The sequence below is a fragment of the Aggregatibacter sp. oral taxon 513 genome, from assembly GCF_018128305.1.
Lineage (GTDB): Bacteria > Pseudomonadota > Gammaproteobacteria > Enterobacterales > Pasteurellaceae > Aggregatibacter > Aggregatibacter segnis_A.
The window spans coordinates 98,745-116,113 of sequence record NZ_CP072381.1; the positions used below are offsets into that span (position 1 = coordinate 98,745).

Here is a 17,369-nt window from a genome sequence, read left to right on the forward strand (position 1 = left end):
TGCTTTGTGTCCAAGGTGATAAATTGCCGGCTAGGATACTTTATTGGCCGTAAAAAAACGATAAAAAAATGCAAAAAAGGTGGGATTATGCGAAAATGTGCCCCGATTTTTCCTTATTTGAACCTAAATAAATTTATTATGACACAGCAACATGTTTATCAATGGCCGGATCCTCATGCGTTATATCCGGATAGAAATCAGAAATCTTACCGTATGAAGCGTTTCCGCTATCGCTTGCGTTCTTGGTTGCACTGGCAGGCCGTGAAAAAATTCGAAAGCGTGGTGAACCAAAAACCTTGGCTTGTTGACTTGCTTAATCAACGGGCAAATTTTAGCTATCCGTTGGTGCATCGTTTTTTGGATAAACGCTTTAATACGCAACAACGTTTTGACGCCATGTGCGACAACCTGACGTTTTTACCGGAAAAATTAACCGCACTTGGTTTACCGCCGTTGTGGCAACAAGTTATTTCTTTTGGTGAAGTGATTCCTGATTTTGAAATGAGGCTTACTATCACCGATTATCAGCCGATGGAAGGGTTTTGGACGTTAGAACTGGTTCATTCTCCAAGCCAAGAATTGGTTTATTTATTGACCTTCGGCAAAGTGCAACAGGCGCTTTTAATTGCGGTGATTCAAGGGCCGAATTTTGAAGGTTCAAAAGAAATAGTTAAATTGCTGACCAAGAAATGCCATGGTTTGCGTCCGGCTTATTTGATGGTAGAAGCCATGAAAGCCTTGACCAATGTGTTAGGTTATTCTGCCTTGTGGGGAATTCCGCATAAATATCAAAACAAGTCCCGTTTCGTGCAAAGCAAACGTTATGTGGTGGACTATGATGCGATTTTCGCGGAATCTGCCGGCATGTTAAAAGACTATTGGGAATTACCGCTGCATTTTGAAACCAAAAATATGGATGATATTCCAAGCAATAAGCGGTCTATGTACCGTAAACGTTATGCCATGTTGGAACAATTACAGGAAAATATGGCAGCTGCACTAAACGTGCGCTAGATATTTACCGTAAAAATGCGAGAAAAAACGACCGCACTTAAAAAAGAAGCCCATCAGACGATGGGCTTTTTGTTATCGGTTTAAATTGACGGCACCTTGATACCCTAGCTGGCGCCACGCTTCATACACGGTGACCGCCACTGAGTTGGAGAGGTTCATGCTACGGCTGTTGGCTGTCATGGGAATACGGATTTTTTGTTCCGCCGGCATGCTGTTTAAAATGTCCATTGGAATGCCGCGGGTTTCCGGGCCGAACATTAAATAGTCGCCCAATTCAAATTTCACTTCACTATGTGCAGGCGTGCCTTTTGTTGTTAAGGCAAACAAACGTTTGGGTTGCTCGCTTTGTAAAAATGCCTCAAAGGTTTTGTGCTTTTTGATGTCGGCAAATTCGTGGTAATCCAAGCCAGAGCGACGTAATTTTTTGTCATCCCAGGTAAAACCCAGTGGCTCGATTAAATGTAACCGAAAGCCGGTGTTGGCGCATAAGCGAATGATATTTCCGGTGTTTTGCGGAATTTCCGGTTCGTATAAAACAATATCTAACATGGTGTTCTCGATTGAATAAAATAAACAGCTTATTATAGGCGCAAAAAAGGGTGTCTAAAAGCGCTCATAAAAAATCCTCGTCAATATGGTGAGGATTTTTTATCCTGATTTCATCGTAAAAAACGTGTAAAAAAAAGACCGCACTTTGCTTTTTATGGCCTAAAAGTGCGGTCTCATTTTACGGTGTTTTTACAGGGGCTTCAAATTACCAACCTTTTACTACGCCGTCTTTAAAGTGTTTTTTCGCTTCTTGTTCCACTTCCGGTGTTTGGTAAGCTTTCACGAAATCTTGTACTGCTTTGCTATCTTTGTTGTCAGTACGTGCCACGATAATGTTCACATATGGAGAATCTTTATCTTCTACGAACACACCGTGATCTTGTGCATTTAAGCCTACTTGACCGGCATAGTTGTTATTCACAACCGCTAAATCCACATCGTCTAATGCGCGTGCTGCAACGGAGGTATCCACTTCTTTCACTTGTAAATGTTTTGGATTTTCAATGATATCCATGGAAGTAGAGAACAAGTTTGTGGCATCTTTTAATTTAATTAAGCCTTGTTTTTCTAACAAGATTAACGCGCGTGCCAAGTTACTTGGGTCGTTTGGTACAGCAACCACCGCGCCATCTTGTAACTCATTTACGCTTTTGATTTTTTTGGAATAACCCGCTAACGGATAAACAAAGGTGTTGCCCACGATAACGAGGTTGTTTAAGCCTTTCGCTTGGGAATCTTTGTCTAAATACGGTTTGTGTTGCATAGCGTTAGCATCTAAATCACCTTTAGAAACCGCCGTATTTGGTAAGGCATAGTCGTTAAATAAAACGTATTCTACGTCTAAGTTATATTTTTCTTTCGCGACTTTCGCGGCAATTTCAGCCACTTCGTGCTCAGGGCCAGCCATTACGCCGACTTTAATTTTTGCCGGAGCTTCTGCTGTCGCTTCCGGTTTTTTCTCTTCGTTACACGCTGTTAATGCAAATACGGAGGCAAGTGTTGCTACGCCGAGTAATTTTTTTAAGTTCATAAAAGATCCTCTTTTAATGTTAATGCTAAGTGAATTAACGATGATCGACGCGTTTTGCTAAATCATCGCCAAGTTTTTGTGAAATCATGACGAATACGACAATAATAATTGTGGCGACCCATTTAACGTACACCATATTGCGGTATTCACCGTAGTTAATGGCGAGGCTACCTAAACCGCCGCCGCCGACAATGCCCGCCATGGCGGAATAGCCTACTAAGGTAACTAAGGTGAGTGTAATGCCGTTAATTAAGGTTGGTAGTGCTTCCGGCAAATAGAATTTGCGGATGATTTGCCAGTTTGTCGCGCCCATCGCTTTTGCGGCTTCCGTTAAGCCTTTTGGCACTTCTACTAAGGCATTGGCAGTCAAACGTGCCACAAACGGCATTGCGCAAATACTTAATGGGATAATTGCCGCCGTTGTACCAAGCGTCGTGTTCAAAATGAAACGGGTAAACGGTAACAAAATGATTAACAAAATAATGAATGGAATGGAGCGTCCGATGTTAATCACAATGTTTAAAATGAGATTTAACCGTGCGTTTTGAAGAATTTCGCCTTTGCCGGTGAGGAACGTCACCACACCAAAAGGTAAACCGATGAGCACGGCTAACAGGGTCGATGCAAAGCTGATATACACGGTTTCATAGGTAGAAACCCACACCGCTTGCCACATTTGAGGCGTAAGTTGCGTTAAAAAATCATTCCACATAGCCTAATACCTCAACGCGTACGTTATTTTCCATTAAATAAATTTTGGTTTGTGTAATAGCGTCTTCGTCGCCTTCCACTTCAGCCACGGTGAAGCCGAATTTTACACCGCCGGCATATTCAATTTGGGAGGTTAAAATGCTTAATTCCACGCCGAATTTTTTGGAGGCCTGGGATAACAATGGGGCATCCACGGAGCGTCCGGTAAACTCGAATTTGATAATCGGGTAAGACTTGGCGTGCTTCGGCGTTTGCAACAGGTTATCTAAATATTCATCTGGTAAATTGACACTAAAAGTCGAACGAATAAATTGTTGTGCCAGTTCGGTTTTCGGATTGGAGAAGATGTCGCTTACCGAGCCCTGTTCTATCAGTTTGCCATGGTCAATAATGGCCACCAAATCGCAAATCCGCTTCACGACATCCATTTCGTGGGTAATTAAGAGAATTGTGATCCCTAAAGTGCGGTTGATTTCTTTTAATAATTTTAAGATGGAATGCGTGGTTGCCGGATCAAGCGCACTGGTGGCTTCGTCGCACAATAACACTTTAGGATTGCTTGCTAGTGCACGTGCAATGGCGACGCGTTGTTTTTGACCACCGGATAAATTAGATGGATACACATTTTTTTTATCGCTTAAGCCTACCAAAGAAAGCAATTCGTTGACTTTTGCTTCGATTTTTTCTTTTGGTGTAGCTTCTAACTCTAAAGGTAGCGCGACATTACCGAAGACGGTACGGGAGCTCAATAAATTGAAATGTTGGAAAATCATGCCGATATTACGGCGTTCTAATACAAGTTCCGCATCGCTAAGTTGAGTGAGATCTTTACCGTCAATAATGACAGAGCCCACAGTGGGTTTTTCCAATAGGTTGACGCAACGAATCAGGGTGCTTTTACCTGCACCGGATGCGCCGATAACGCCGCAGATATGCCCTTTCGGAATATCTAAAGAAACGTTATCAAGTGCGGTCAGTTTTTTACCTGAAACGTCAAAAATTTTGCTGACATTCTCTAGCTTAATCATATAAGCCCTTTTGCTGTTTAATTTTTATCGAAAAGAATTTTTGTATTCTAGACGTCTAGAATGCTATGTCAATATTTATCCGCGACATTCTTATAATTATTTGTTCCTCTATAGAATAAAACGGCAGAAGGTTTGCACGAGATGGAAATAAAGAAGATAATCGACAGCTATACATAGATAGACAGGATAAACAAAGATGAAAAAAGCGGTTTTTTTAGATCGAGACGGTACGTTGAATATTGATTACGGTTACGTGCATGACATTGATCATTTTCATTTTATTGAAGGAAGCATTGAGGCGTTAAAAAAACTCAAAGAAATGGGGTACTTGTTGGTTCTGGTGACAAATCAGTCTGGCATTGCACGAGGTCTTTTTACCGAGGAACAGTTTTTGCAGTTGACGGAGTGGATGGATTGGTCGTTGGCGGATCGTGGTGTTGATTTGGATGGCATCTATTACTGTCCTCATCATCCAGAGGCAAAACTTGTGGAGTTTAAACAGGATTGTGATTGCCGTAAGCCGAAGTCGGGGATGTTATTGCAGGCGATTGAAGAACTGAAAATTGATCCGTCAAGATCGATTATGATTGGTGACAAAGTTGATGATCTACTTGCGGGGAAAGGGGCAAAGATTAACACGAATATTTTAGTGCGAACCGGCAAAGAGATTACGCCTGAGGGGGAAAGTGCAGCAGATTATGTATTAGATTCCATTGCGGATCTGCCAAGATTAATTTCTACTCAAAAGATCTAAAAAATAATCAGTTAAAAAATATTTTGTAAAAAAATCGTAAAAAGGGGTTGCAAGGGAGTGATAAATGCCTATAATACGCCCCCACAACGACGCGCCGTTGTAAAGCATAAAACCGCGCGTCGTTTTTTGTTCTTTAACAATCAATCAGACAAACTGTGTGGGCACTTGAAGATTCGTTTTTATCATTAAAGATTTTAAAATTGAACTGAATAGTGCTACGAAAAACGTTTATTTATTTATAGATAGATTACTTGGCTAGCAGTATTGAGCGATTAAACTTTTTGAACTGAAGAGTTTGATCATGGCTCAGATTGAACGCTGGCGGCAGGCTTAACACATGCAAGTCGAACGGTAACAGGAGAAAGCTTGCTTTCTTGCTGACGAGTGGCGGACGGGTGAGTAATGCTTGGGAATCTGGCTTATGGAGGGGGATAACGACGGGAAACTGTCGCTAATACCGCGTAGAGTCGAGAGACGAAAGTGCGGGACCGCAAGGCCGCATGCCATAGGATGAGCCCAAGTGGGATTAGGTAGTTGGTGGGGTAATAGCTTACCAAGCCGACGATCTCTAGCTGGTCTGAGAGGATGACCAGCCACACCGGGACTGAGACACGGCCCGGACTCCTACGGGAGGCAGCAGTGGGGAATATTGCGCAATGGGGGCAACCCTGACGCAGCCATGCCGCGTGAATGAAGAAGGCCTTCGGGTTGTAAAGTTCTTTCGGTATTGAGGAAGGTTGTTGTGTTAATAGCACGACAAATTGACGTTAAATACAGAAGAAGCACCGGCTAACTCCGTGCCAGCAGCCGCGGTAATACGGAGGGTGCGAGCGTTAATCGGAATAACTGGGCGTAAAGGGCACGCAGGCGGACTTTTAAGTGAGGTGTGAAATCCCCGGGCTTAACCTGGGAATTGCATTTCAGACTGGGAGTCTAGAGTACTTTAGGGAGGGGTAGAATTCCACGTGTAGCGGTGAAATGCGTAGAGATGTGGAGGAATACCGAAGGCGAAGGCAGCCCCTTGGGAATGTACTGACGCTCATGTGCGAAAGCGTGGGGAGCAAACAGGATTAGATACCCTGGTAGTCCACGCTGTAAACGCTGTCGATTTGGGGATTGGGCTTTAAGCTTGGTGCCCGAAGCTAACGTGATAAATCGACCGCCTGGGGAGTACGGCCGCAAGGTTAAAACTCAAATGAATTGACGGGGGCCCGCACAAGCGGTGGAGCATGTGGTTTAATTCGATGCAACGCGAAGAACCTTACCTACTCTTGACATCCATGGAATCTTGTAGAGATATGAGAGTGCCTTCGGGAACCATGAGACAGGTGCTGCATGGCTGTCGTCAGCTCGTGTTGTGAAATGTTGGGTTAAGTCCCGCAACGAGCGCAACCCTTATCCTTTGTTGCCAGCGATTTGGTCGGGAACTCAAAGGAGACTGCCGGTGATAAACCGGAGGAAGGTGGGGATGACGTCAAGTCATCATGGCCCTTACGAGTAGGGCTACACACGTGCTACAATGGCGTATACAGAGGGCGACGAAGCCGCGAGGTGGAGTGAATCTCACAAAGTACGTCTAAGTCCGGATTGGAGTCTGCAACTCGACTCCATGAAGTCGGAATCGCTAGTAATCGCGAATCAGAATGTCGCGGTGAATACGTTCCCGGGCCTTGTACACACCGCCCGTCACACCATGGGAGTGGGTTGTACCAGAAGTAGATAGCTTAACCTTCGGGGGGGCGTTTACCACGGTATGATTCATGACTGGGGTGAAGTCGTAACAAGGTAACCGTAGGGGAACCTGCGGTTGGATCACCTCCTTACCAAAGATAGACTCGACTTTAAGTGTTCACACAGTTTGTTTGATGGTTGTAGACAAGGAAAGAACAACAATATCGAAGACAAAATCCTATTGGGTCTGTAGCTCAGGTGGTTAGAGCGCACCCCTGATAAGGGTGAGGTCGGTGGTTCAAGTCCACTCAGACCCACCACTTAGACTGGTGAGTTTGGTAGATTAGTTTTTATTACATTAACTAATTTTAAACATATCAAGCCACTATGTGTGAGTGAAAGCCAAGGGATGTGATTGGGGATATAGCTCAGCTGGGAGAGCGCCTGCCTTGCACGCAGGAGGTCAGCGGTTCGATCCCGCTTATCTCCACCAATATCATCATAGTTAAGTTTATTTAAATATTTTTATTACCATCTTGATAGGTAGTGTAAAACTTTATTCTCTGAAATGAATTTAACTATGATGATGGTAAGTAGTTAATTGACTTACTTACATTGTTTTATCTGTTCTTTAAAAATCTGGAAACAAGCTGAAAACGAGACTTTCAAGAAAGTCTGAGTGAGAGTAATTGATAAAAGGCGATTGCTCTTAATTAACTGTTATTAATCGTAGCTGAAGTGTTTGAAAGTTGTTGTTTAATATTATTTAAATAATAAGGTAAGAATACTTGAGGTTGTATGGTTAAGTGACAAAGCGTACAAGGTGGATGCCTTGGCAATCAGAGGCGAAGAAGGACGTGCTAATCTGCGAAAAGCTTGGATGAGTCGATAAGAGGCGTTTAATCCAAGATGTCCGAATGGGGAAACCCAGTGGGTGAAGAACCTACTATCATTATCTGAATCCATAGGATAATGAGGCGAACCGGGAGAACTGAAACATCTAAGTACCCCGAGGAAAAGAAATCAACCGAGATTTTGTGAGTAGCGGCGAGCGAAAGCGAAGGAGCCTGTTAGTGATAGCGGAAGTATTAGAGGAATTGGCTGGGAAGCCGAATCGTAGAGGGTGATAATCCCGTACTCGAAAATACTTTTGTGGTACTGAGCTAACGACAAGTAGGGCGGGACACGTGATATCCTGTTTGAAGATGGGGGGACCATCCTCCAAGGCTAAATACTCCTGATTGACCGATAGTGAACCAGTACTGTGAAGGAAAGGCGAAAAGAACCCCGGTGAGGGGAGTGAAATAGAACCTGAAACCTTGTACGTACAAGCAGTGGGAGCCCGAAAGGGTGACTGCGTACCTTTTGTATAATGGGTCAGCGACTTATATTTTGTAGCGAGGTTAACCGAATAGGGGAGCCGAAGGGAAACCGAGTCTTAACTGGGCGGCTAGTTGCAAGGTATAGACCCGAAACCCGGTGATCTAGCCATGGGCAGGTTGAAGGTTGGGTAACACTAACTGGAGGACCGAACCGACTAATGTTGAAAAATTAGCGGATGACTTGTGGCTGGGGGTGAAAGGCCAATCAAACCGGGAGATAGCTGGTTCTCCCCGAAATCTATTTAGGTAGAGCCTTGAGCGGACACCTTTGGGGGTAGAGCACTGTTTCGGCTAGGGGTCCATCCCGGATTACCAACCCGATGCAAACTACGAATACCAAAGAGTGATACTCAGGAGACACACGGCGGGTGCTAACGTCCGTCGTGGAGAGGGAAACAACCCAGACCGCCAGCTAAGGTCCCAAAGTCTATATTAAGTGGGAAACGAAGTGGGAAGGCTTAGACAGCTAGGATGTTGGCTTAGAAGCAGCCATCATTTAAAGAAAGCGTAATAGCTCACTAGTCGAGTCGGCCTGCGCGGAAGATGTAACGGGGCTCAAATATAGCACCGAAGCTGCGGCATCAGACGTAAGTCTGTTGGGTAGGGGAGCGTTGTGTAAGCGGATGAAGATGGTTCGAGAGGGCTGTTGGACGTATCACAAGTGCGAATGCTGACATAAGTAACGATAAAACGGGTGAAAAACCCGTTCGCCGGAAGACCAAGGGTTCCTGTCCAACGTTAATCGGGGCAGGGTGAGTCGGCCCCTAAGGCGAGGCTGAAAAGCGTAGTCGATGGGAAACGGGTTAATATTCCCGTACTTGGATAAACTGCGATGTGGGGACGGAGTAGGTTAGGTTAGCGTGCTGTTGGATATGCACGTTTAAGTTGGTAGGTGGGAAGTTTAGGCAAATCCGGACTTCCTTAACACTGAGAGATGATGACGAGGCTCTACGGAGCTGAAGTAACTGATACCACACTTCCAGGAAAAGCCACTAAGCTTCAGGTTTATCTAAACCGTACTGAAAACCGACACAGGTGGTCAGGTAGAGAATACTCAGGCGCTTGAGAGAACTCGGGTGAAGGAACTAGGCAAAATAGCACCGTAACTTCGGGAGAAGGTGCGCCGGCGTAGATTGTAGTCCCTCGCGGGCGAAGGTTGAACCGGTCGAAGATACCAGCTGGCTGCAACTGTTTATTAAAAACACAGCACTCTGCAAACACGAAAGTGGACGTATAGGGTGTGATGCCTGCCCGGTGCTGGAAGGTTAATTGATGGTGTAATCGAAAGAGAAGCTCCTGATCGAAGCCCCAGTAAACGGCGGCCGTAACTATAACGGTCCTAAGGTAGCGAAATTCCTTGTCGGGTAAGTTCCGACCTGCACGAATGGCATAATGATGGCCAGGCTGTCTCCACCCGAGACTCAGTGAAATTGAAATCGCCGTGAAGATGCGGTGTACCCGCGGCTAGACGGAAAGACCCCGTGAACCTTTACTATAGCTTGACACTGAACATTGAATTTTGATGTGTAGGATAGGTGGGAGACTTTGAAGTAGTCACGCCAGTGATTATGGAGTCGTCCTTGAAATACCACCCTTTAACGTTTGATGTTCTAACGAAGATTACGAAACGTGGTCTCGGACAGTGTCTGGTGGGTAGTTTGACTGGGGCGGTCTCCTCCCAAAGAGTAACGGAGGAGCACGAAGGTTTGCTAATCACGGTCGGACATCGTGAGGTTAGTGCAATGGTATAAGCAAGCTTAACTGCGAGACAGACAAGTCGAGCAGGTACGAAAGTAGGTCATAGTGATCCGGTGGTTCTGCATGGAAGGGCCATCGCTCAACGGATAAAAGGTACTCCGGGGATAACAGGCTGATACCGCCCAAGAGTTCATATCGACGGCGGTGTTTGGCACCTCGATGTCGGCTCATCACATCCTGGGGCTGAAGTAGGTCCCAAGGGTATGGCTGTTCGCCATTTAAAGTGGTACGCGAGCTGGGTTTAGAACGTCGTGAGACAGTTCGGTCCCTATCTGCCGTGGGCGTTGGAGAATTGATTGGGGCTGCTCCTAGTACGAGAGGACCGGAGTGGACGCATCACTGGTGTTCCAGTTGTCTCGCCAGAGGCATTGCTGGGTAGCTACATGCGGAAGAGATAAGTGCTGAAAGCATCTAAGCACGAAACTTGCCAAGAGATGAGTTCTCCCTGTCTTTAAGACAGTAAGGGTTGTTTAAGACTAAGACGTAGATAGGTGCGGTGTATAAGTGTAGTGATACATTGAGCTAACGCATACTAATTGCCCGAGAGGCTTAGCCATACAACGCTCAAGTGTTTTTGGGGTTACCCTGGACATGAGCGAGTTGGAAGGATAACAGTTAAGAGAATGGACGTAGAAGAGAGAGTTGAGAGAAGGCTTGTTTTTAGATTAAGAAGACGCGAATAAGAAGAGATAGAAATCATAAAGAATATTGGCGGCGATAGTGCGGTGGGCCCACCTGACTCCATACCGAACTCAGAAGTGAAACGCCGTAATGCCGATGGTAGTGTGGGGCATCCCCATGTGAGAGTAGGTCACCGCCAAATTTATTACTTTAGTTAATTAAATGTTATTAGTTAACTAAAGTAATAAAAATTTTTTAGCAGTCATAGTGCAGTAGATCCACCTGACTCCATACCGAACTCAGAAGTGAAATGCTGTTACGCCGATGGTAGTGTGGGGCATCCCCATGTGAGAGTAGGTCACTGCTAATCCCAATCTCGGAGTGGTAGTTCAGCTGGTTAGAATACCTGCCTGTCACGCAGGGGGTCGCGGGTTCGAGTCCCGTCCATTCCGCCAATTTTATAACTTTTCCAAAGTTAAGTACCAATAGGGGCGTAGTTCAATTGGTAGAGCACCGGTCTCCAAAACCGGGTGTTGGGAGTTCGAGCCTCTCCGCCCCTGCCATTCATTTTCTTATCTTTTCACTTTTTATTTTTACTACTTTCTACTGAACTAAGTTTTTAATTAGTTCGATGACTTGATTCATCTGTTGCTCAGATAACTTCCCTTCATGTGCAAATTTCACTTTTCCAGATTTGTCTAATACTACAATTAGGCTTTCTTTAGGCTGTAATCCCCAGTCTTTTTTAACTTGACCTGTTTGATCTAAAATCACTTGGCTGTGTGGATTATTTTTTTTGCCTTTTTCAGCACTACTTTTGACGAAAGCACCCGTGCCGAAGATAGCGTCTTCTGCATTAATAATCGTTGTTGTTTGATATTTGCTAGCATCAAAGCGTTGAGATTTGATCATTTCCATTAAGCTATCATTTTTTTCTTTAACGCTACTTCTTCCTGCCATGTGCTGAAGAACTCGTACTTTTCCTGCAAGTGCTGGCGATTCCCAGTTTTTATAGTTGATGCTTCCATTGTTTATGATTACTTCTCCGTCAGTTTGAACGGAAACATAAGGGAGAGCTGTATTGAATTGGAGGTTATGAGCAAAGCTCGATGTTGCTAAGGATGTTAGCAATATAAATGCTAATTTTTTCATTCTATTTTCCTTGGATTGGAAGTAAAAAATATTTAGTCTGGCTTATTAAATGGCACGCCCTAAAGGATTCGAACCTTTGACCCACGCCTTAGAAGGGCGTTGCTCTATCCAGCTGAGCTAAGGGCGCATTTAAAATGGGATGATGAAAGAATAGAGAAAGGTGGTCGGCGAGATAGGATTTGAACCTACGACCCACTGGTCCCAAACCAGTTGCGCTACCAAGCTGCGCTACTCGCCGAAAGATGTGTAGCATTATAGTTTTCTTTCATTTTCAGTCAATCAATTTTTATGGTTTTACTGCCAATCGTCTAAATTTATTTCAATTCAGTTTACATAAAACGGATTTTTCTGACAAAATAGCGTGCGTTAATATTTACCTCATGCGGAGAATTCAATGGCAGCTCAAATTATTTCAGGTACTCAGTTATCCCAGCAAATTAAATTGAATATTACACAAAAAATTGCACAGTATATTGAGCTGGGTAAACGTGCTCCTGGTCTGGCAGTAATTCTAGTTGGAGCAGACCCGGCTTCTCAGGTTTATGTGGGAAGTAAGCGTAAAAGTTGTGCTGAAATCGGTATTTTTTCCAAATCTTACGATTTACCGGAAACCACTTCTGAATCAGAATTGTTAGATCTCATTGAGCAGTTAAATCAAGATCCTGAGGTTGATGGTATTTTGGTGCAGTTACCGTTACCAAAGCATATCGATAGCACCAAAGTGATTGAAAAAATTTCACCGGAAAAAGATGTAGATGGTTTTCATCCTTATAATGTCGGGCGCTTGTGTCAACGTATTCCAACATTACGTGCTTGTACGCCTTATGGTGTGATGAAATTATTGGAAACCACCGGTATTTCTTTTTATGGCAAACATGCTGTCATTGTTGGTGCGTCCAATATTGTTGGTCGTCCAATGGCATTAGAATTGTTACTTGCCGGCTGTACCGTCACGATAACTCACCGTTTTACCGAGGACTTAGCGAGTCATATTCGCCAAGCGGATATTTTAGTGGTTGCTGTGGGTAAACCTAAATTTATTAAAGGTGAATGGATTAAAGAAGGTGCTGTTGTCGTTGATGTCGGGATTAACCGTATTGATGGCAAGTTGGTTGGCGATGTTGAGTTTGAGGTTGCTGCCGACCGTGCTGCGTATATTACACCGGTGCCGGGTGGCGTTGGCCCAATGACGGTAGCAATGCTCATGTACAATACGCTTTCTGCTTATGAAAAGCATGAAAATTTAGTGTAAAATTCCGGTCATAAAAAATAGCGTTTTTACAGAGATAAAAAAGCCCTTGAGTTAACTCAAGGGCTTTTGTTTTTTCGACAAGGGAAGAATTACATCATTCCGCCCATTCCGCCCATGCCTCCCATGCCACCCATACCGGCAGCACCGAGGTCAGCTTTGTCGTCTTTCGGTAATTCGGTCACCATACATTCGGTGGTGATCATTAAACCGGCGACAGAAGCTGCGAATTGCAATGCGGAACGAGTTACTTTAGTCGGATCTAAAATACCCATCGCAATCATATCGCCGTATTGCTCAGTGCCTGCGTTATAACCAAAGTTTCCTTCGCCGTTTTTCACCGCACTTGCAACCACAGAGGCTTCTTCACCTGCGTTCGCAACGATTTGACGTAATGGAGCTTCCATGGCGCGAAGGGCAAGTTTAATACCAACGTTTTGTTCTTCGTTGTCGCCACGTAAATCAGCAACTTTGCTGGCTGCGCGAATTAACGCGACTCCACCGCCGGCAACCACACCTTCCTCTACTGCAGCACGGGTAGCGTGTAACGCATCTTCAACGCGGGCTTTTTTCTCTTTCATTTCTACTTCCGTTGCTGCGCCGACTTTAATCACTGCAACACCGCCCGCGAGTTTCGCTACGCGTTCTTGCAATTTTTCTTTGTCGTAGTCGGAAGTGGATTCTTCGATTTGTTGACGAATTTGAGTCACACGACCTTGGATTTGCGCTTCATCGCCGATACCGTCGATGATTGTGGTGTTGTCTTTATTGATTACAACACGTTTTGCTTGACCTAAATCTTCTAATGTCGCTTTTTCAAGTTCCATACCGATTTCTTCAGAAATCACCGTACCGGCAGTTAAAATCGCAATGTCTTGTAACATCGCTTTACGACGATCGCCGAAGCCTGGTGCTTTCACTGCAGCCACTTTCACGATACCGCGCATCGTGTTCACTACCAATGTTGCCAACGCTTCGCCTTCTACGTCTTCAGCAATGATTAATAACGGTTTGCCTGCTTTCGCCACACCTTCTAATACCGGTAATAATTCACGAATATTAGAGATTTTTTTATCGACTAATAAAATGAATGGGTTATCTAATTCTACAGTCGCGGTTTCCGGTTTGTTGATGAAATACGGGGAAAGGTAACCACGGTCAAATTGCATCCCTTCAACTACATCCAATTCGTCTTCTAAGCCGGTGCCGTCTTCTACGGTAATCACGCCTTCTTTACCCACTTTTTCCATGGCTTGTGCGATTAATTGACCCACAATGCTGTCGGAGTTTGCGGAAATGGTACCCACCTGTTCGATTTCTTTAGAGGTTTCGCAAGGTTTGGAAAGGGATTTAAGCTCGGCAACGACGGCAGCAACCGCTTTGTCAATACCGCGTTTTAAATCCATTGGGTTCATGCCTGCCGCTACAGCTTTTAAACCTTCGTTTACGATGGCTTGTGCTAGAACAGTTGCCGTGGTTGTACCGTCACCGGCGGCATCATTGGCTTTAGAAGCAACCTCTTTCACCATTTGTGCGCCCATGTTTTCAAATTTATCTTCTAATTCGATTTCGCGTGCCACAGACACACCGTCTTTAGTAATGGTTGGTGCGCCGAACGATTTGTCTAACACTACGTTACGGCCTTTTGGACCAAGAGTAACTTTTACTGCGTCTGCCAAAATATTTACGCCTTTTAACATTTTTACTCGAGCATCATTGCCAAATTTTACGTCTTTTGCTGCCATGTTTAATTTCCTTTTATTTTGTTGCGTGAGATTGCTCTCACCATGATCTATTTCGTTTAAAGTGCGGTCGTTTTTCAGCGTGTTTTTGCTTATTCAACGATCGCTAAAATATCGCCTTCGGAAAGGATGAGTACTTCCTCACCATCAATTTTTTCTGTTTTCACGCCATAGCTGTCGCTGAAAATCACGATGTCGCCTACTTTTACGTGCATTGGGTGAATGCTACCGTTTTCTAATAAACGGCCAGGGCCGACCGCTAACACTTTCGCGCGGGTAGATTTGGTGGCTGCAGAACCGGTCAATACGATACCGCCGGCAGATTTAGTTTCCACTTCTTCACGTTTTAAAATCACTTTGTCGTGTAATGGACGAATATTCATCTGAAATTTCCTCTATTTCTTAAATTAATAAAAAAGCTTCTTCTATATGGGAATCATTTTTCCGCTTTCAAGGGAAAGACAAAATTATTTTAACCGTTTATTTTCATCCGCTTCCTTTTCAAATTCCGCCTCAAAAATCTCGCTGTCATTCTGGCCATTGCCTTGGGACGAATAAAAAGTGCGGTCGGTTTTAAAGATGTTTTGTTGGAAGAGCACGAATCGGCTACGAATGAATGTATTTATCAGGTAACGACCGAGGGGGCTTAACAGCACACAGGCGAAAATGTCAGTGACAAAGCCGGGAATGACAAAAAGCACACCGGCAACAAGCCAGCGTAGCGAGCTGAAAATTGTGTCAGTGGGCAATTCGCCTTGTGTGAGCTGCTGTTTCACTCGCGTGAGGCTGTACCAACCACGTGCGCGGATAATGGCAATGCCCAGTAACGAAGAGCCAATCAACAACAAAATGAGCATGAGGATACCCAACTGACTTCCTAGCCAAACCAGTAGGCTCAGTTCCACATAAATAAATAGAAAAACAGCGAAAAGAAAGGTAATAAAAGGCATGTTCGCTCCTTAAAAATACGTTGGATGTGCATATTACCCGCTTTATTTTGTGGTGCAACTTTTATTCATTTCAACATCTTTCGGGTTAAAAAAACTAATCTGAAAAATAAAAATAACTCTTAAAGGCGCGTCAAAAATCTGTGACCTAGATCAATTTACTTTCAGTCAAACTTTCTATAATTTAAATGACTTAAAGATGTCTGTTATGCATAAAAGGAGAAGCTCAAATGACACAATACAGAAAAGAAGTGGATTTATTAGGTGAACGTGAAGTCCCGGCAGACGCTTATTGGGGGATTCACACCTTAAGAGCGGTAGAAAATTTTAATATTTCGAATGTCACCATTTCCGATGTGCCAGAATTTGTACGCGGCATGGTGATGGTGAAAAAAGCAGCGGCATTGGCAAACGGTGAGTTGGGTGCCATTCCAAAAGAAATTGCAGAAGCAATCGTAAAAGCTTGTGATGAAGTCTTAGTAAACGGCAAATGTTTAGATCAATTCCCGTCCGATATTTACCAAGGTGGTGCAGGCACTTCCGTCAATATGAATACCAATGAAGTGATTGCCAACTTAGCGTTAGAAATTTTAGGTCACAAAAAAGGTGAATATAAATACCTTGACCCAATGGATCATGTGAACGCTAGCCAATCCACCAATGATGCGTACCCTACCGGTTTCCACATCGCCGTGTACAACAGCGTGATCAAACTTCTCGAAAAAGTCGCTTATTTGCAACAAGGCTTTGAAAACAAAGCGAAAGAATTCGAGAAAGTGTTGAAAATGGGCCGTACTCAATTACAAGACGCAGTGCCAATGACTGTGGGCCAAGAATTCAAAGCATTTGCGGTGTTAATGGCGGAAGAAGTGAAACACTTAAAAGCCGCTGCAGCACACTTGCTTGAAGTAAACATGGGCGCAACTGCAATCGGTACCGGTTTAAATACGCCGCAAGGTTATGTGCCTTCTATCGTGAAACATTTATCCAATGTCACCGGATTACATTGCACTGGCTCAGAAAACTTAATTGAAGCCACTTCTGACTGCGGTGACTACGTTTCCGTGCATGGCGCGTTAAAACGCACTGCCGTAAAATTATCAAAAATTTGTAACGACTTACGTTTACTTTCCTCCGGCCCTCGTGCAGGTATTAAAGAAATCAACTTGCCTGAATTACAAGCGGGTTCTTCTATCATGCCGGCAAAAGTGAACCCTGTTGTGCCTGAAGTAGTGAACCAAGTGTGCTTCAAAGTGATTGGTAACGACACCACGGTGACCTTCGCCTCAGAAGCAGGTCAATTACAATTAAACGTAATGGAGCCGGTGATTGTACAAGCCATGTTTGAATCCATTGAGATTTTAGGCAACGCCTGTGTGAACTTACGCGATAAATGTGTTGATGGCATCACTGTCAACAAAGAAACGTGCGAAAACTATGTTTACAACTCTATCGGTATTGTGACTTACTTAAACCCATTCATCGGTCACCACAACGGCGACTTAGTGGGTAAAATCTGTGCGCAAACCGGTAAAGGCGTGCGTGAAGTAGTCTTGGAAAAAGGCTTGTTAACCAAAGAACAATTGGATGACATCCTTTCCGTAGAAAACTTGATGAATCCGACCTATAAAGCAAAATTAAATAAATAAAAAGTGAACAAATCGACAAATAGTACGTCGAAGGATTAACTTTTTTATTTAGTCAAAATCAGCGTTCTAATGGATTAGGCGCTGATTTTTTATTTGTCGCTTTTTAATGGCG

Annotated in this window: 12 protein-coding genes, 6 tRNA genes and 4 rRNA genes; 12 read left to right on the plus strand and 10 right to left on the minus strand. The window is 44.1% G+C overall.

Annotated elements, in window-relative coordinates; translation table 11 throughout:
* The first annotated feature begins 138 nt into the window (after positions 1-138).
* Positions 139-1,014, plus strand: a complete 876-nt coding sequence (locus tag J5A60_RS00520) for a VirK/YbjX family protein (RefSeq protein ID WP_212510729.1) — start codon at positions 139-141, stop codon at positions 1,012-1,014.
* A gap of 72 nt (positions 1,015-1,086) precedes the next feature.
* Here J5A60_RS00520 and trmL read toward each other — a convergent pair whose 3' ends face one another.
* The 4 genes from trmL to metN form a co-directional block, all read right to left on the minus strand.
* The gene (trmL, locus tag J5A60_RS00525) at positions 1,087-1,563 is read right to left on the minus strand and encodes a tRNA (uridine(34)/cytosine(34)/5-carboxymethylaminomethyluridine(34)-2'-O)-methyltransferase TrmL (RefSeq protein ID WP_005704903.1); all 477 of its coding nucleotides are present in this window, start codon (positions 1,561-1,563) and stop codon (positions 1,087-1,089) included.
* 205 nt (positions 1,564-1,768) lie between these two features.
* Positions 1,769-2,593: a MetQ/NlpA family lipoprotein gene (locus J5A60_RS00530; RefSeq protein WP_212510227.1), complete on the minus strand. Its 825-nt coding sequence runs from the start codon at positions 2,591-2,593 to the stop codon at positions 1,769-1,771.
* Positions 2,594-2,627: 34 nt separating this feature from the next.
* Complete coding sequence (locus J5A60_RS00535; RefSeq protein WP_109433400.1) at positions 2,628-3,305, minus strand: methionine ABC transporter permease; 678 nt, start codon at positions 3,303-3,305, stop codon at positions 2,628-2,630.
* Entirely contained in the window at positions 3,295-4,332 is a 1,038-nt protein-coding gene (gene metN, locus J5A60_RS00540; RefSeq protein ID WP_212510228.1) for a methionine ABC transporter ATP-binding protein MetN, read from the minus strand. The genes J5A60_RS00535 and metN overlap by 11 nt, the downstream gene beginning before the upstream one ends.
* A 196-nt stretch (positions 4,333-4,528) precedes the next feature.
* Here metN and gmhB point away from each other — a divergent pair, with 196 nt between their 5' ends.
* The 9 genes from gmhB (at position 4,529) to J5A60_RS00585 (ending at position 11,081) form a co-directional block, all read left to right on the plus strand.
* The gene (gene gmhB / locus J5A60_RS00545; protein WP_212510229.1) at positions 4,529-5,086 is read left to right on the plus strand and encodes a D-glycero-beta-D-manno-heptose 1,7-bisphosphate 7-phosphatase; all 558 of its coding nucleotides are present in this window, start codon (positions 4,529-4,531) and stop codon (positions 5,084-5,086) included.
* Positions 5,087-5,369: 283 nt separating this feature from the next.
* Positions 5,370-6,909: ribosomal RNA gene (locus tag J5A60_RS00550) — 16S ribosomal RNA — on the plus strand.
* Positions 6,910-7,000: 91 nt separating this feature from the next.
* Positions 7,001-7,077 (plus strand) — tRNA-Ile (locus tag J5A60_RS00555).
* 97 nt (positions 7,078-7,174) lie between these two features.
* A tRNA-Ala gene (locus tag J5A60_RS00560) sits at positions 7,175-7,250 on the plus strand.
* 307 nt (positions 7,251-7,557) lie between these two features.
* A 23S ribosomal RNA gene (locus J5A60_RS00565) occupies positions 7,558-10,454 on the plus strand.
* Positions 10,455-10,604: 150 nt separating this feature from the next.
* A 5S ribosomal RNA gene (gene rrf, locus J5A60_RS00570) occupies positions 10,605-10,720 on the plus strand.
* A gap of 52 nt (positions 10,721-10,772) precedes the next feature.
* Positions 10,773-10,888: ribosomal RNA gene (rrf, locus tag J5A60_RS00575) — 5S ribosomal RNA — on the plus strand.
* Together the 16S, 23S and 5S rRNA genes with 4 tRNA genes alongside form the textbook arrangement of a ribosomal RNA operon.
* A gap of 8 nt (positions 10,889-10,896) precedes the next feature.
* Positions 10,897-10,973 (plus strand) — tRNA-Asp (locus J5A60_RS00580).
* 32 nt (positions 10,974-11,005) lie between these two features.
* Positions 11,006-11,081, plus strand: a tRNA-Trp gene (locus J5A60_RS00585).
* Positions 11,082-11,121: 40 nt separating this feature from the next.
* On the opposite strand, the gene J5A60_RS00590 is transcribed toward J5A60_RS00585, so the two are convergent.
* The 3 genes from J5A60_RS00590 to J5A60_RS00600 form a co-directional block, all read right to left on the minus strand.
* The gene (locus tag J5A60_RS00590; protein ID WP_212510230.1) at positions 11,122-11,670 is read right to left on the minus strand and encodes a YtfJ family protein; all 549 of its coding nucleotides are present in this window, start codon (positions 11,668-11,670) and stop codon (positions 11,122-11,124) included.
* 50 nt (positions 11,671-11,720) lie between these two features.
* A tRNA-Arg gene (locus J5A60_RS00595) sits at positions 11,721-11,797 on the minus strand.
* A 34-nt stretch (positions 11,798-11,831) separates the two neighbouring features.
* A tRNA-Pro gene (locus J5A60_RS00600) sits at positions 11,832-11,908 on the minus strand.
* 156 nt (positions 11,909-12,064) lie between these two features.
* Between J5A60_RS00600 and folD the strand changes: the two genes are divergently transcribed.
* Positions 12,065-12,922 (plus strand): bifunctional methylenetetrahydrofolate dehydrogenase/methenyltetrahydrofolate cyclohydrolase FolD, encoded by an 858-nt coding sequence (gene folD, locus J5A60_RS00605; protein ID WP_212510231.1) that lies wholly within the window; start codon positions 12,065-12,067, stop codon positions 12,920-12,922.
* 89 nt (positions 12,923-13,011) lie between these two features.
* On the opposite strand, the gene groL is transcribed toward folD, so the two are convergent.
* From groL to J5A60_RS00620, 3 genes are all read right to left on the minus strand, one after another.
* Complete coding sequence (gene groL, locus J5A60_RS00610; protein ID WP_212510232.1) at positions 13,012-14,664, minus strand: chaperonin GroEL; 1,653 nt, start codon at positions 14,662-14,664, stop codon at positions 13,012-13,014.
* Between the two features lie 89 nt (positions 14,665-14,753).
* A complete protein-coding gene (locus J5A60_RS00615; protein WP_005715710.1) occupies positions 14,754-15,044 on the minus strand; it encodes a co-chaperone GroES in 291 nt (96 codons plus the stop codon).
* An 84-nt stretch (positions 15,045-15,128) separates the two neighbouring features.
* Positions 15,129-15,611: an FxsA family protein gene (locus tag J5A60_RS00620; protein WP_212510233.1), complete on the minus strand. Its 483-nt coding sequence runs from the start codon at positions 15,609-15,611 to the stop codon at positions 15,129-15,131.
* A gap of 227 nt (positions 15,612-15,838) precedes the next feature.
* On the opposite strand from J5A60_RS00620, the gene aspA reads away from it, so the two are divergent.
* Positions 15,839-17,257 (plus strand): aspartate ammonia-lyase, encoded by a 1,419-nt coding sequence (gene aspA / locus J5A60_RS00625; protein ID WP_212510234.1) that lies wholly within the window; start codon positions 15,839-15,841, stop codon positions 17,255-17,257.
* Positions 17,258-17,369: the final 112 nt, after the last annotated feature.

What these genes read in the sequence shown, in the direction of transcription:
- J5A60_RS00520 (WP_212510729.1), top strand. Translation starts at nt 139, where the DNA reads ATGACACAGCAACATGTTTATCAATGGCCGGATCCTCATGCGTTATAT.
- groL (WP_212510232.1), bottom strand. Translation starts at nt 14,664, where the DNA reads ATGGCAGCAAAAGACGTAAAATTTGGCAATGATGCTCGAGTAAAAATG.
- J5A60_RS00535 (WP_109433400.1), bottom strand. Translation starts at nt 3,305, where the DNA reads ATGTGGAATGATTTTTTAACGCAACTTACGCCTCAAATGTGGCAAGCG.
- trmL (WP_005704903.1), bottom strand. Translation starts at nt 1,563, where the DNA reads ATGTTAGATATTGTTTTATACGAACCGGAAATTCCGCAAAACACCGGA.
- folD (WP_212510231.1), top strand. Translation starts at nt 12,065, where the DNA reads ATGGCAGCTCAAATTATTTCAGGTACTCAGTTATCCCAGCAAATTAAA.
- gmhB (WP_212510229.1), top strand. Translation starts at nt 4,529, where the DNA reads ATGAAAAAAGCGGTTTTTTTAGATCGAGACGGTACGTTGAATATTGAT.
- J5A60_RS00620 (WP_212510233.1), bottom strand. Translation starts at nt 15,611, where the DNA reads ATGCCTTTTATTACCTTTCTTTTCGCTGTTTTTCTATTTATTTATGTG.
- metN (WP_212510228.1), bottom strand. Translation starts at nt 4,332, where the DNA reads ATGATTAAGCTAGAGAATGTCAGCAAAATTTTTGACGTTTCAGGTAAA.
- aspA (WP_212510234.1), top strand. Translation starts at nt 15,839, where the DNA reads ATGACACAATACAGAAAAGAAGTGGATTTATTAGGTGAACGTGAAGTC.
- J5A60_RS00615 (WP_005715710.1), bottom strand. Translation starts at nt 15,044, where the DNA reads ATGAATATTCGTCCATTACACGACAAAGTGATTTTAAAACGTGAAGAA.
- J5A60_RS00530 (WP_212510227.1), bottom strand. Translation starts at nt 2,593, where the DNA reads ATGAACTTAAAAAAATTACTCGGCGTAGCAACACTTGCCTCCGTATTT.
- J5A60_RS00590 (WP_212510230.1), bottom strand. Translation starts at nt 11,670, where the DNA reads ATGAAAAAATTAGCATTTATATTGCTAACATCCTTAGCAACATCGAGC.